Genomic DNA, 13,494 nt, shown 5'->3' with positions numbered 1-13,494 from the left:
CGATCCACAGGTGGTCGGGTCGAGGGCTTCGATGCTCCGGGTCCGTCGTCGCCGTACACGACCCTCACTGCATGGACGAACCGAACTTCCTTCTGCGCTCCGACCTGCTGGCCGGCGGGACGACCTCGGACGAGATCCGTCAGGCTGTCCGTGTGGGACGACTGCGGAACGTCACGCGCGGTGTGTACGTCGACGGTGGCGCGGACCTCGACCCGCTCACCCTGCACCATGCGCGCGTACTGGCGCGACAAGGACGGATCACCCCGGACGCCGTCGTCAGCCATGTCTCCGCTGCGGTGCTGCACGGCCTTCCTCTCTGGGACGTCGACCTCTCCCCGGTGCACATCAGCCGCGAACGGCCGTCGAGCGGACGCCGCACCCCGACCCTCCATGTACACAGGTGCACCTATCAACCCGACGAGGTCTGCGTCGTCGCGGGTCTGCGCACCACGACCGTCGCGCGGACGGTTGTCGACCTGGCACGAACACTGTCGGTGGACTCGGCAGTCATCGCCGGCGACGCGGCGCTGCGGGCGCATCCCCATATCGCGCCCCTGCTCCTCGATGCGCTGGCATCGTCCGGCATGCGGCACGGGATCGCCGCTGCCCGGCGGACCGTTGCTTTCCTCGACGGTCGCAGCGAAAGTCCCGGCGAGTCGCTCAGCCGACTACGGATCCGGTCGGCGGGGTTACCGGCGCCGAAGCTGCAGCACGAGCTGCGGACCCCTTCCGGAGCATTCGTCGCTCGTCCCGACTTCCTCTGGGAGGACGAAGGCGTGGTCGGGGAATTCGACGGAAGGAGCAAGTACGGCTCGGACGAGCCCGGCGCGACGGCCGAGACCGTCCATCGCGAGAAGCTGCGGGAGGATGCGATCCGGGCTCTGGGCTTCGAGGTCGTGCGATGGACGTGGGCGGATCTGTTCCGCTTCGAGGCCGTCCACGCCCGCCTGGTTCGCGCCGCCGGCAGAGCCCGTCGACGTTGATTGCACGATTCGGGGACGGATGCTCGATGACGACATCGAGCATCCGTCCCTGTGCTTACGTAGATCGCGCCTCGTTCGCCTTCGTGATGAACTCGATGTGTTCGCGACTCGGCCCGCAGAACTCCTGCTCGATCTGCTGCGCGTTGTCCTCGTGCATGCGGTAGAGGCTGTCGCGTAGGCCCTCGTCGCCGCCGTGGAACTGCTCGAGCAGATCCATCCATTGCCGTGCCATCTCCTGGGCCTCCGAACAGGCCGGATCCATCCCCGAACTCAGCGCAGCGTCGACACGCGGGATGAGTTCCTGCCACGACGTCTCTGCCGCCGTGATGACGTCGTCGCCCAGCATCGCGCGTCGTTCCGCGAGGTCTGCGATCTGTCCCTTGTCGAAATACCTTTCGAAGATGTCGTCCACTTCGATCACTCCTCGGATCACGTGAAGGAAGTCGGCGACCGATGCATCCGGCGACGTTCGGACCGTGCGGGAGAGCATCTCGACCTGCGCACGCAGCGTGCGGGTCGCCGCGAGCTGATCGTCCAGGTAGGCACGGTGCGCGTCGAGGATCTCCGACAGCGAGGTGTCGCCGTCGGTGACCGTGGCGATCGCGTCCAGTGACAGCCCGAGCTGACGCAGCGCCAGCACCTGGTACAGCCTCTCGACGTCCGACTCCTCGTACAGCCGATGGCCCGACGCCGTCCGACCCGACGGCCGCACGAGGCCTATGTCGTCGTAGTGATGCAGGGTCCGCACGGTCAGGCCTGTCTCCGCTGCGAGACGCCCCACCTTCCAGTGCTGTCCGGAACGTGTCTGCTGCCCGGAACCAGTCGCCGGCATCGTCCACCCACTTCCACCGGCACTCCGTGCGCCGGCACGATCGACGCTATGACCTCACGTTACGTGAGGTGCAAGCCGAATCGTTCGGCTACAGCTCACATCTGTCGGCCGGCTCCCGCGACCAGCCCTTCCGCACTGCGCGCTGCCACCGCTGCGGCTTTCGCAGTGAACGGATCGAGCAGCGGATGTTCGGCGCGGGATCGCCAGTGCCGCACCGCATCGACGGCCGCAGCGCGGATCTCGGCAGGTGACGCGTCGTCGGCGAGACCGAGGCGCCGGGTGGCGCCGATCCCGGATCCACCGACCACGCGCTGCAGCGCCTGGACCTCCTCGTCGGGCAGTGACACCGACGACGACCGCAGTCTGCCCAGCAGGCGGAGTTCGGCGAAGCCGTGGTCGTCGGCCAGTTCGCGTCGCACGGCTCCCAGCAGCTCATGGTCGCCGCACGCGTGCAACACCCGCTCGAGCGCCAGCAGCGCCGAATGGGTCTTGAGCTGATCGGCACGCTGACCGAACTGCACGTCGATGACCTGACGCAGCTCGTCGAGCCCGCTGCGCGCGACGAGTTCGGCGGCGAGGGACGGTGAATCGCGCGCGCCGAGCTGCACGAGCAGCACTGCGGTGCGGATGCCGAACAGACCGAACCGGTCGACGAGACGTGCCCGCATCCCGGGGTCGACGGGCAGGTCGACGTCCGGTCGCGCGAAGCGGTCGGCCGACAGCATCGCGACCTGCAGTTGTTCCACCGGCACCTGTGCGAGCGCCTCGAAGGCCGCGAACTCGTTCTGCCGCAGGGTCCGTGCGGCGAGGGCGAGCAACCCGGCGACCGGCACGACCGCCTGGCACAGTCCGGTGCGTTCGAGTTCGTCGGTGAACCTCGCCGCGACCTGCTTCGCCGACATCATCGCGTCGGCACGACCCGCACCGACCTCGTCGGCGCGCGACACCACCCCGACGATGCCGAGCGGTCCCGATCCCCCGCCGACGTGCCGGCCGATCCGTTCGAGGAACTCGACGTCGGCGGCTCCGAGCGAACGCATCAGGTAGACGACGGCGTCGGCACCGGAGGCCGATTCCTCCGGGGTGAGCAGCGCCAGGGTCCGCGCCGACACGTCCTGCGACAACGACGACGTGCCCGGGGTGTCGATGATGGTGGTCTGCGCCAGCGCGCTGGCCGGCCATTCGACGTCGATGAAGTCGACGCGGTCGGCGGTGAGTTCGCCGAGGTCGAAGGTCAAACGGCCGTCGGGACGCTGCACGGGCACCGGCATGCGGCGGTTCCGGTCGTACCAGGCGTTCACCGTCGGCACGGGTCCGTTGCGGTACCAGGTGACGACGCGCGTGCACTCCGTCGCGTCGGTGGGCGCGATGTCCTGTCCTACAAGCGCATTGAGTAGGGTCGACTTGCCGGCCTTGAGCGATCCGGCGAGCGCGATCCGCAACGGCTGATCGAGTCGCGCGGCGCAGTGGTCGAGCCGGTCCGCGACGGCCGGGTTCCCGCCGTACGACGCGCGTGCCCGGTCGAGCAGGTCGCGGGCGCGCGAGAGAGTCGGGGTCACGCCGACACTTCCGCGAGTTCCGCGGCGCGCTCGCGCAATCGGCCCAGTTCCGCGACCTGCGTGTCGAGTTCACCGATCCGACGGCGGCGTTCCTGTTCCTGCACGGTCGCGGCCTGGCGGGCCGCTTCGAGCGACTCGTCGAGCGAACGTAGTGTCTGCTCTGCGATCTCGGTGAAGTGATCGCGCAACTGACGCTGGATGAGCCGGAGCCGGTCCTTCGATTCCTTGCCGACCTGAAAGCTCACGTCGTCGGTGAAGGCGCGGATCGCGCTCTTCGCGTCGACGCGGCGCTTGGCGAGCCGCACCTGCTTGTCGTCGCGATACGCCTTGGTACCCAGGACGACTCCGGCTCCCACCGAGATCGGGTTCACGAGCGCCATCCCCATCAGGGTGGTGACGAGACCGAACATCAGCACGCCACCGTAAGAACCCTTCATGCCGACGAGTACCTTCTGACCGAGACCGATCCGGCCCGATTCGAGATCGGACAGGTTCTCGACGGGCTCGAGCAGTCTCGACAGGTCGCCGAGATGCAACGACGGCAAGGAGTCGTCGTCGAGTGCGAAGTGCTCGGCGACCTTGCCTGCGAGCGCCTCGGCGCGTTCGTGCGCCCACACGAAGTTGTCACCGACGGATTCGGCGACCTGTTCGGCGAGCCACTGCCCCAGCCGCGGCCATTCCTTGCCCGGATCACAGTCGTCCACGGACGCTTCGGCGTCGCGGGTCACCGTGCGCAGCCGGTCGCGCAGGTCGTGGTCGATGTCGGCCGCGAGATCGGCGATGCCGTCCGACAACGTGATCTGCCACCGCGCCGCCCGCGTCCGCAATGCCTCGGTCGCGGCGCGTGCCCGGTGCAAGTCCTCGATCGCGGCGTTCCCGGAGTCGGGGTCGCGCAGGGCGGCGAGTTCGCTCTCGCATCCGAGCGCGAGATGGTCGACGACGGTCTTCACGTCGTGCGCCACCGACAGTCGCGCCGAGTCGGCGTTGCGCGCGACCACCTGTTCGCGCAGGAAGTCGTAGATCGCGTCGAAGCCGGATTCCTGCTGCAGCGAGGCGTCTTCGGTGCGCAGGGCGTACTCGCGCAGCAGGGACGAGACGGGCAGCAGCGGCAGGTCGATCCCCGCTCGCTGCAGGTGTTCGCGGTCGGCGTCGACGATCGCGCGCCAGTGCGGATACACGTCCGTCTTGGTGACGAGCACCGCGGACGCCGGGCACAACGTCTGCACCTGTCGCAGGAACGACATCTCCGGTGCGGTGAACTCCTGACTCGCATCCGAGACGACGAAGACCGCATCCGCGGTGGCCAGGAGCGTCAATGTGGCTGCTGTGTGCGGATTTCCGTGGCCTCCCACACCCGGGGTGTCGACGAACACGAGTCCGTCGGCGAGCAGCGGACTCGGCACACTCACCTCGAGCCGGTCGACGTCCCGGCCGGCACTGCGCGGCGCGACCTGCTGCAGGTCGTCGAAGGGCACGGCGATGCGCGGCGCCGAACCGGTCGGGACGAGTTCGGCGGACGGCTCCTGCCCGTGCTGCACGAGCGTGGGGACCGCGGTGGTCTCGTCGTCGCCGACGGAACACACCTCGAGGCCGAGCAGAGCGTTCACGAACCGGCTTTTGCCCTGGTTCAGACCCCCGACGACGACCACCCGCAGTCGCGGGTCGGAGACCTTCGTACGGGCGGCCGTCAACCGGTCGGTGAGATCGTTGCGCCTGGCGCTGCGAGATCGCGCGATCGCGGAGTCGATCAGGTCGAGGAGCGCTCGGCGTCTCGAAGGATCGGATGGATGCTGCGTATCCGGTGAATGCTGCATGGGCTGCGTCGACTCGCCTTCCGTCGGTGCGGGCTCCGGACATTATGTCCCGGAGCCCGCACCGCTGCGGGTCAGGGCAGCAGTTCGTCGAGCTCGGTGGAGTCGGTGGCGCCGAGAGAGGAGTCGCCGCCGAGACCGGAGGTCGCGGTGAGACCACCCTCGCCGAACAAGCCCGCAGCTCCAGAGGCAGAGCCGAAGACGTCCTCGCCGACCGATGCCCAGCTGTCCGCACCGCCCGACAGGGCCGTATCGATCCCGCCCGACAGGGCCGTCCCCACCTGCGTGGACAGCTCGGCACCGAGGTCGGCTGCGCTCTCCAGACCGCCGGAGACACCGAGGTCGGCAGCCGCGCCCAGGTCTGCTGCACCACCGAGATCCAACCCGTTCGCGACATCGGTGGCTGCACCCAGATCGACGGACGTTCCCAGTCCACCGGCCGCGCCGATCCCCGAGCCGATCGCCGCGCCGAGGTCCGCTCCCACGTTCACTCCGGCCCCGAGTTCCGCCGCCGCGTCCAGTGCGCCGTCGAGGGCGTAGCCGAGCTGACCGGTGGCTTCGGCACCGGCATCGAGGCTGCCGCCGATCGTCGACGCGAGTTGCGTGCCGAGATCGGCCCCCGCATCGAGGGACGCCGACCCTGCGGCCGTCTCGAGTGCACTGCCGAGTTGCAGGCCGAGCTCGGCGCCGGCCGAGCCGCCGGTCGCGAAGGTCGAGCCGAGGACGGACGACAGATCCGATCCGAGGTTCGTCCCCGCCTGCACGGTCGAATCGACGGTCGCGCCGATACCGGTGGTCGAGCCGATGGCGACGTTCAGCGCCGACGACAGTTCGGTGGCCGCGGTGGTCTCGAGGCCGAGCGCACCTCCGAGCACCCCGCCGACCAGCGTGCCGAGTTCGACGCCCGCCCCGGCCTCAGCGTCGATCTCACCGCCACCCGAGAGGACCGCGTCGAGGTCGACACCGCCGAGCAGACCGCCCTGCGCGCTGTTCTCGATGACGGTCCCCAGCGCGGCGCCGAGATCGGCCGCAGCTCCACCGCCCGCTCCGAGCAGGGCCGAGAGGGACGCACCGAGGCCGAGCGTCGCGCCCACACCGGCGTCGAGACCGGCGGAAAGGTCGGTTCCCAGTCCGGCGCCGAGATCGGCCACACCACCGAGGACGCCGCCCAGGCTCGTGCCGAGCGCGCCGGTCGGTTCCGTGCCCACGCCGAGAACGCCACCGAGGGTCGTGCCGAGTGCGGCACCGAGTTCGGCGCCGCCCTCGAGGGCCGCGGTGAGTTCGGTCGAGAAGGTGCCGCCGACGTCGACGGCCGATTCCAGCAGGCCACCGAGGGCAAGCCCGATGTCGGCGCCGAGGGTGCCGCCGATGCCCAAGGCTCCTTCGAGGGTCGTGGCGAGATCTGCGCCGAGGCCGCCCGAGGCCTCGACGGCCGCGTCGATCGCCGCGGCCAGGTCTGCAGCGGCACCGACGCCCAGGCCGAGCCCACCTTCGAGCGCTCCGGCCACGGCACCTCCGACGTCGAAGGATCCGCCGAGTTCGAGGCCTGCGTCGAGAGCACCACCGAGCGCTGCACCCAGGGAAGCGCCGAGTTCGCCACCGGCTTCGAGCGCCGCTCCGAGCTGCGCACCGAGGTCGACGACGATCCCGGTCTGCGCGCCGACGGTCCCGCCGAGGTCCAGTCCGCCGCCGAGGTTAAGTCCACCACCGAGACCCAGGCCCCCACCGAGGCCTGCTCCGACACCGAGGCCCAGGCCGGCGGCGCCACCGAGGCCCACTGCGCCACCGAGGCCCGCTGCTCCGCCCAGACCGGCTGCGGCGGTGCCTGCGATCGACGCCCCGACGTTCGCCGCACCGTTCAGCGCTGCGGTCAGTTCTGCTGCGGTTCCGGCGAACAGACCACTGTCCGCAACGAGCGGGGCGACGGCGACGATGTCGGCGTGGCACACGCTGTCCAATCCGGCTTCGGCGAGGACGGCCTCGGGGTTGTTGCAGTACCGGGCGAGTTCCTTCTCGTCACGGAACAGGCTGAGGATGAAGTCGAGTACGGCGTTGGTGGCCATCGCGTGTCTCCTGAGTCGTCGGGATCTACGGACGACGCTACGAAACGGCCGGTCGCGGGCACAGGGGGTGCGGCCCCCTGTCCGCCTTCACCCGTTAGGGGATCGGGGTTCGGGGGCGTGGGGGTCGTTAGGGGGCAGTCCCTACGATCGGGCCGGTGGCGGCGTGGGCGCTAACGGGCCGCGCGGCGCGAACGACAGGCTCATCGAGACCGAACGGTGGAACGAGATCGCGGACCGATGTCCGCCCAGAACACGGGAGCGTGCATGTATTCAGGACTCGGCGTCACGATCGGGTCGGTCAACTCGGTGGCCCTCACCGTGCTCGACCAGCCCCGAGCCGGCGATCCCAGCGTTCTGTCGGTCCCCACCGAACTCCACCTCCCCGAGGGCGGAGCCTTCGTCCTCGGCGCCGGTACCCCGGCCCCCGGTGCGCAGGTGTTCTCCGGCTATGCGGCCCGGGTCGGCGATCCGGTCGGCATCCTCGCCGACGACGGCTCCACCTATCTCGGTGAGGATCTCGTCGCGTCGACCGTGGCCTGCCTGCAGTACCGCACCGGCACCTCCGATGTGCCGACGATGCTGGCACATCCCGCCGCGTGGTCGGCTCACACCGTCGAGACCTTACAGGCGGCACTCGTCCGCGCCGGCGTGACCGCACGGACGATCCCCGAACCGATCGCGGCGGTGCGCTGGCTCGACGCCACACACGGGCCGCTGGGAGACGACGTGACGGTGGTCTACGACCTTGGTGCGCGCAGCCTCGACGTCACCGTTGTGCAGGGCGGCGCCCATCCCATGCTGCTGGGCCGCCCGTTGAGCAGCGACGACGTCTCCGGCGACCATTTCGACCATCTCGTCACGACCTATCTGCTGGAAACGCTCGGCGGGGACTCGACCGGCCTCGATCCGTTCGATTCCGCCACCGTCGCGGCACTCGCCGACTTCCGCGGTCGGTGCCGCGCGGCGAAGGAGGCACTGTCCAGCGACACCGAGACGGTGGTGCCGGTCGCGCTGCCCGGCCTGCACCGCGACCTGCGCCTGGTGCGCAGCGAGTTCGAGGAACTCGCCCGGGAACCGATCGGGGCGTCGCTCGCCGTGGTGCAGGACGCGATCCGCGGGGCCGGGCTCGATCGTGCGGACATCGGACGCGTACTGCTGATCGGTGGTGGCTCGTCCACCCCGCTCGTCGCCGAACTGATCTCGTCGGAGCTGGGTCTGCCGATCGTCTCGTCGGCGCGACCGGCCTTCACCGCAGCGCATGGGGCCGCGCTTGCAGCAGCCGCGGACGGTGCCCCGACTGCCGCGGTGCCGATGGCGCCTCCTGCACCTGTCGTCGACGACGAGCCCGAGACCGTCGCGCTCCCGGTGGTGCCCGCCGCTGAGGCGCCGCCGGTCGCCGCCGCGCATCGGCCTGCGGTCGTCGACACCGGGTCCGGCACACCCTCACGCGCCCGTGCCCGCTCGTTCGCGCTGGTGGGTGCCGCTGTCGCTGCCGTCGTCGTCCTCGCCGGGGGTGGACTGGCGATCGGCACCCTGTCGTCGGAGGCCGAGACACCCGGTTCGGAGGTGGGTCCGTCGAGCGAGGTCGTGGCCGGCAACTCGACCACCACCGCGACCGTCCCCGGTACGACCGTTCCCGGCACGACCGGCGCGCAGCCGTCCGAGGCGGGAACCACCGTCCCGATCTGGGTGCAGGGACCGGACGGCACCGTGACCGCTGTCCCGGTCGCCGCGACGCCCGCTTCCGGCGCCGCACCCACCGGCGCTGTACCTACGCCGGACCCGACCGCACCCGCGCCGGTAGCACCCGGTCAAAGCCCGCAGGCACCCCAGCCTGCGCCGCAACCCGCTCCTGCTCCGGCCCCGGCGCCCGCCCCTCAGCCTGCGCCGCAACCGACCCCGCCGAGCACGGGTGGCAGCGGCGTCGGCGACGCCCTGTCCGGCGCAGGTCAGGGTGCCGGTGCGGTCGTCGAGGGTGTCGGTAACGGCGTCGGCGGGGTGCTCGACGGCACCGGCAACGTGGTCGGGGGTGTCCTCGACGGCACGGGGCAGGTCGTCGGCGGACTGCTCGGAACCGGACGCTGACCGATCCCGATGACGTCCGCTCCCGCTCCTCCGCGACGCCCGGTCCCCCGGGAGGTCACGCGTGCCCTGACCGCGGCCGCTCCTCCGCGACTGCTGCTCGTCGGCGGCGCCGGAAGCGGGAAGTCCGCCGTACTCGCTTCGCTCCGAACCGATCTCGGCGACACCCGCACCGTCGACGACGCGCACCGCATGACCGCCGCGGAACTGCACGAGCTCGTCGACCACGTCCGGAATGCGCCGACCGGAATCGTAGTGGCCACCGAAGCTCGACCCCACCGAGCCGAGATACGTTCGCTGACCGCAGCGTTCGCGGGAAACGGGACAGTGGTGGAACTTGGCTCGTGGACGCCCCGTGAGATCGCCGGTCGCGCGGCATCGTTCGAGCTTCGGCTCGCGCCACCCCAGGTGCGTGCCCTGCACCGCCTGACGGGCGGCGTACCGCATCTCGTCGACACCGCCCTCGAAGCCGTGCGGACGGAGGCCGATGTCCGGCAGGCCGTCGAGGAGGGGATCCGCCGGCAGCTCCTCGCCGATCTCGATCTCACCGCAGCCCTCGCGCTCGTCGATCTCGGTGCGGCGCTCGATCCCGGCGAACTCTCCGCCGTACTCGAGGTACCCGCCGAGCGGGCCCTCGATCTCGTCGACGCGGCCCGCGCGAGCGGTCTGCTCGGGGCCGATGCAGCGAGTCTCACTGCGGGAGCGAGCGGCGTGCCCGCCGCGGTCCTCGGGAGACACAACCTGTTCGCCGTCGCCCGCCGCCTCCTCGCGACACGCATCGACGCCGGAACACTCACGCCGCACCTCGCCCGGGGGCTCGCCACGATCGGCCTCACCGATCCGCATCTCGCCCGACGGCTCGTGGAGTTCGCGGTCGACGCAACGCCGCGCGAGGCCGCCGATCTTCTCGACGCCGCGGTACCGACAGGAGCCGATCCCGATGCCCTCGCAGTGCGGCGCGCCGAAGTCGCCTTTGCGGCAGGGGATCTCGAGCGAGCCGAGCAGGTCACCGACCGGCTGCTCGACCGCGCCGACACGGTGGACGTCGACGACGTGCGCGCCGCCACCCGGATCTCCGCGAGTATCGCCGCGCATCGCGGCATGCTCGACCGCAGCGCCGACCTGTTCGAATGGCTCGGCCCCGAACGGGTCGGTACGGACGCTCCTCTCGCCGCCACAGTGCTGCTCGCCGCCGGACGCCCCTCGGCCGCAGAACGTCTCCGCGGTGCCGCCGTCTCGGGTGCGCCGACCTCTGCGGCCTCCGCCGCACGACTGCTCGAGGAGGGCCTGCGCGAATCCGTCGGAGGCGACGGCCGGATCGCGATGAATCACCTCGCCCGCGCATTGACGAGCCTCGGATCCGACGGTTCGTTGCGCGCCTGGCCCGACACGGTCGACGCCGTCGCCGCACTGCTGTGTCTGCACTCGGGCGAACTCGGGTACGCACGCGCGATCCTCGACCGTCCGGAGACTCCCACCGTGCGCAATCGCATCCTGGTGGCGTGGACCGAGATGCTCGGCGGTGATCTCACCGCCGCCGCGGCGACCGCCGAAGCCGTCGCTCCCGAGGTGACCGGGCAACGCAATCTCCTCTTCTTCCACGCCCTGCAGGTCGGGCTGGCGCGACGCAACGCCGACCTCGGAGCGTTGACGGTGCGATGGCAGGCCGCGCAGGCGGTCGTCGCCGAGTACTCCGTCGACCTGTTCGGATTGCTGCCCCTGGGTGAACTGTGGCTGGCCGCCGTCCGCCTCGGGGAGTCCGCGCGGGTCGCGCACCTCGTCGTCGGTGCCCGTGCGCTGCTCACCACCCTCGGCGAGCCACCGCTGTGGGGTGCGGCGCTGCACTGGTACGGAGTGCAGGCCGCGATCGCCGCGGACCGTCCGGCCGACCTTGTCCCGCACGCCCGCGCGCTCGCCCTGGCCGCGGAGACCACTGCCTACGCCGCGGTGCTCGCGCGGGCCGGGCATGCATGGCTCTCGGTGCTGCGCGGTGAGGTCGACGCGACGCGCATCCGCGAGGCGGCCGAGTCCCTCGCGTCCGTGGGTCTCCCGTGGGACGGCGCGAAGCTCGCGGGAGAAGCAGCGCTCCGGACGGACGACACCACCGTCGCCACCGGATTGCTGCAGGTCGCGCGGACGATCCGGCAGGACGGCCCGGCCGGTCGCGCACCGGTCGACGTCGCCCCCGCCGCTCCCCCGAGCGTTCCGGACGAATCACCCCTCGGCGCACGGGAGAAACCGGGTGCACTGTCCGAGCGCGAGGCGCAGGTGGCCGACCTGGTGGTTTCGGGCCTCACCTACCGAGAAGTCGGGAACCACCTGTACATTTCCGCGAGGACCGTGGAACATCATGTCGCCCGTATCCGGCGCCGACTCGGTGCCGGTTCCCGCTCGGAGCTCCTGTCACTGCTCCGAGCCATGGGGCACGGCGCAGATGTATCCCGTCACATGCACTCCGACCGGAATGGAGGAAAGCCGGCATGTCCGTAGGCGTAGGCTTGAGGGTGGGGACCACCGTGTCGTCGGTTGCGGTCACCTCACCGACGCCGGGACGGCCGGACCCCGCACCGATCGAGCGGTTCACCGCCGTCCACCTGCATTCCGACGGCACCGCGACGCTGGGCGACCACGACGTCGTCGACGGGCACACCAGTTCCTTCACCGGCTTCGTCGACCGCCTCGGCCACTCCGGCGGTGTCCGCGCCAACGACGGGTCACTCTCCCGCGCCGAAGACCTGGTCGCAACGGCCATGGAATGTCTCCTCGCCGACGCAGCCTCCCTCATCGGCGACACCCCGTACACGGCTGTGGCGACGCATCCCACCGACTGGCCGAGCTCGACGGTCGCGGTGCTGCGCAACGCCCTCGACTACGTCGGGTTGCGTCACGTCTCGCTCGTCTCCGACGCCGAGGCCGCCGCGGCATGGTTCGAATCGCAGGTCGCGCATCAGACCGGACGGCTCCTCGCGGTCTACCACATCGACCCGCAGGGCTCGACCGTCACGCTCGTGCGCTCTGGAGTCGCGGCGGGTAAGGCCTTCCGATTCCCTGAGGACGACGCTCCGTCGGTCGCCGCGCAGCTCTCGTCGGCGCTCGGCGCGTTCGGCTGGCTCGTGAGCAACCTCGACGCCATCGTCGTCACGATCGACGAAGCAGTCGATCCGAGCGCCGCGCAGCTCGTCGCACAGTCGGTGAAGACCGGTCTCGGTGTGCGGTGTGCTTTGGCGCCCGCCCCGCACCAGACGATGGTGCGGGGCGCCGCTCTCGCCGCGGCCGCCGGCTCGGTCGACCTCCTCGGTTCGACGCAGATCCTGCCCACCGCCAAGCTCACCGAACCGCGACGCAGCGAACTCGACCCCGAGATCACCGCGGTGATCTCGAAGATCACCGCGACTCCCCCTCCGGGCGCCACGCCCGCTGCCGCCGCGGCGAACACGCCGAAGGCGACGGTCGCCGCCGTCGCAGCCGGAGATGCCGCCGACGAGAAGCCCTCGGGTCGCTCGTCGAAGGTCACGGCCATCGCGGTGGCTGCGGCGATCGCGTTGCTGGTAGGCGTCGGCGCGTTGGTGTTCGGGCTGCGGGACTCCCCGACGGCCACCGCGGGCACGCAGGTCGCCGAGACCCCGACCGCTCCCGCAACCACGACGACCTCGAAGTCGAGCAAGCCGCCGGCTCCCCGCAGCACCGAGGAGACCACCACCGAGGAGTCGACCGAGCCGGCCACCGCCGAGCAGGCGGTCCCGGTGGCCCCGCCGGTCGTGCAGCAGACCTGGGTCGATCCCACCACCGGCACGAGCGAACAGTCCTCTTCGTCGTCGTCGCCCGGCTCGACCACCTCGAGCACGTCCTCAACCACCTCGAGCACCGGCTGGTCGCGGCGGAACCAGCCCGATGATTCCTCGGGTGGCGGACGCGGCAGTGGTGGCAGCGGCGGGAGCGGTGGCAGTACCACCACCACGACGACCCAGCCGACGACCGCCCCGACCGATCCCGACCCTTCTGAGGAACCGCCCTCGCCGGACATTCCGGGAACGACAGAGACTGAGACCGGCAGTTAGACAGCGCGGGTATCCGAGTGGTGACCTACGGCACTATCGGCGGTCGCCGGGCCGTCCCGTAGGCTGTCCCGCGGGTCGGCTCACCGATTCCACGAAGCACCTGTTC

General features: G+C 70.8%; 8 protein-coding genes. 4 read left to right on the top strand and 4 right to left on the bottom strand.

The window, feature by feature from the left end:
- The first annotated feature begins 71 nt into the window (after positions 1–71).
- Complete coding sequence (locus ACQR3U_RS04850; RefSeq protein ID WP_006553029.1) at positions 72–983, top strand: hypothetical protein; 912 nt, start codon at positions 72–74, stop codon at positions 981–983.
- Positions 984–1,038: 55 nt separating this feature from the next.
- On the opposite strand, the gene ACQR3U_RS04845 is transcribed toward ACQR3U_RS04850, so the two are convergent.
- The 4 genes from ACQR3U_RS04845 to ACQR3U_RS04830 form a co-directional block, all read right to left on the bottom strand.
- Positions 1,039–1,815 (bottom strand): MerR family transcriptional regulator, encoded by a 777-nt coding sequence (locus ACQR3U_RS04845; RefSeq protein WP_006553030.1) that lies wholly within the window; start codon positions 1,813–1,815, stop codon positions 1,039–1,041.
- Positions 1,816–1,910: 95 nt separating this feature from the next.
- Complete coding sequence (locus tag ACQR3U_RS04840; RefSeq protein WP_230809847.1) at positions 1,911–3,374, bottom strand: dynamin family protein; 1,464 nt, start codon at positions 3,372–3,374, stop codon at positions 1,911–1,913.
- Entirely contained in the window at positions 3,371–5,188 is a 1,818-nt protein-coding gene (locus ACQR3U_RS04835; RefSeq protein ID WP_230809846.1) for a dynamin family protein, read from the bottom strand. Before ACQR3U_RS04835 ends, ACQR3U_RS04840 begins: the two co-directional genes overlap by 4 nt.
- Positions 5,189–5,259: 71 nt before the next feature.
- Entirely contained in the window at positions 5,260–7,248 is a 1,989-nt protein-coding gene (locus ACQR3U_RS04830; protein WP_230809845.1) for an IniB N-terminal domain-containing protein, read from the bottom strand.
- 264 nt (positions 7,249–7,512) lie between these two features.
- Between ACQR3U_RS04830 and ACQR3U_RS04825 the strand changes: the two genes are divergently transcribed.
- The 3 genes from ACQR3U_RS04825 to ACQR3U_RS04815 are packed head-to-tail and all read left to right on the top strand — an operon-like array spanning position 7,513 to position 13,388.
- Positions 7,513–9,333, top strand: coding sequence for an Hsp70 family protein (locus ACQR3U_RS04825; protein ID WP_230809844.1), 1,821 nt, complete (start codon positions 7,513–7,515; stop codon positions 9,331–9,333).
- A 9-nt stretch (positions 9,334–9,342) separates the two neighbouring features.
- The gene (locus tag ACQR3U_RS04820) at positions 9,343–11,820 is read left to right on the top strand and encodes a LuxR C-terminal-related transcriptional regulator (RefSeq protein WP_230809843.1); all 2,478 of its coding nucleotides are present in this window, start codon (positions 9,343–9,345) and stop codon (positions 11,818–11,820) included.
- Positions 11,811–13,388, top strand: a complete 1,578-nt coding sequence (locus ACQR3U_RS04815) for a hypothetical protein (RefSeq protein WP_230809842.1) — start codon at positions 11,811–11,813, stop codon at positions 13,386–13,388. Before ACQR3U_RS04820 ends, ACQR3U_RS04815 begins: the two co-directional genes overlap by 10 nt.
- Positions 13,389–13,494: the final 106 nt, after the last annotated feature.

Origin of the sequence: Rhodococcus sp. IEGM1339 (assembly GCF_050321925.1) — a bacterium.
GTDB lineage: Bacteria > Actinomycetota > Actinomycetes > Mycobacteriales > Mycobacteriaceae > Rhodococcus > Rhodococcus pyridinivorans.
The sequence above is the reverse complement of the archived record's forward strand: the minus strand, read 5'-3'. Positions and strand labels throughout refer to the sequence as shown.

What these genes read in the sequence shown, in the direction of transcription:
- ACQR3U_RS04830 (WP_230809845.1), bottom strand. Translation starts at nt 7,248, where the DNA reads ATGGCCACCAACGCCGTACTCGACTTCATCCTCAGCCTGTTCCGTGAC.
- ACQR3U_RS04825 (WP_230809844.1), top strand. Translation starts at nt 7,513, where the DNA reads ATGTATTCAGGACTCGGCGTCACGATCGGGTCGGTCAACTCGGTGGCC.
- ACQR3U_RS04835 (WP_230809846.1), bottom strand. Translation starts at nt 5,188, where the DNA reads ATGCAGCATTCACCGGATACGCAGCATCCATCCGATCCTTCGAGACGC.
- ACQR3U_RS04815 (WP_230809842.1), top strand. Translation starts at nt 11,811, where the DNA reads ATGTCCGTAGGCGTAGGCTTGAGGGTGGGGACCACCGTGTCGTCGGTT.
- ACQR3U_RS04820 (WP_230809843.1), top strand. Translation starts at nt 9,343, where the DNA reads ATGACGTCCGCTCCCGCTCCTCCGCGACGCCCGGTCCCCCGGGAGGTC.
- ACQR3U_RS04845 (WP_006553030.1), bottom strand. Translation starts at nt 1,815, where the DNA reads ATGCCGGCGACTGGTTCCGGGCAGCAGACACGTTCCGGACAGCACTGG.
- ACQR3U_RS04850 (WP_006553029.1), top strand. Translation starts at nt 72, where the DNA reads ATGGACGAACCGAACTTCCTTCTGCGCTCCGACCTGCTGGCCGGCGGG.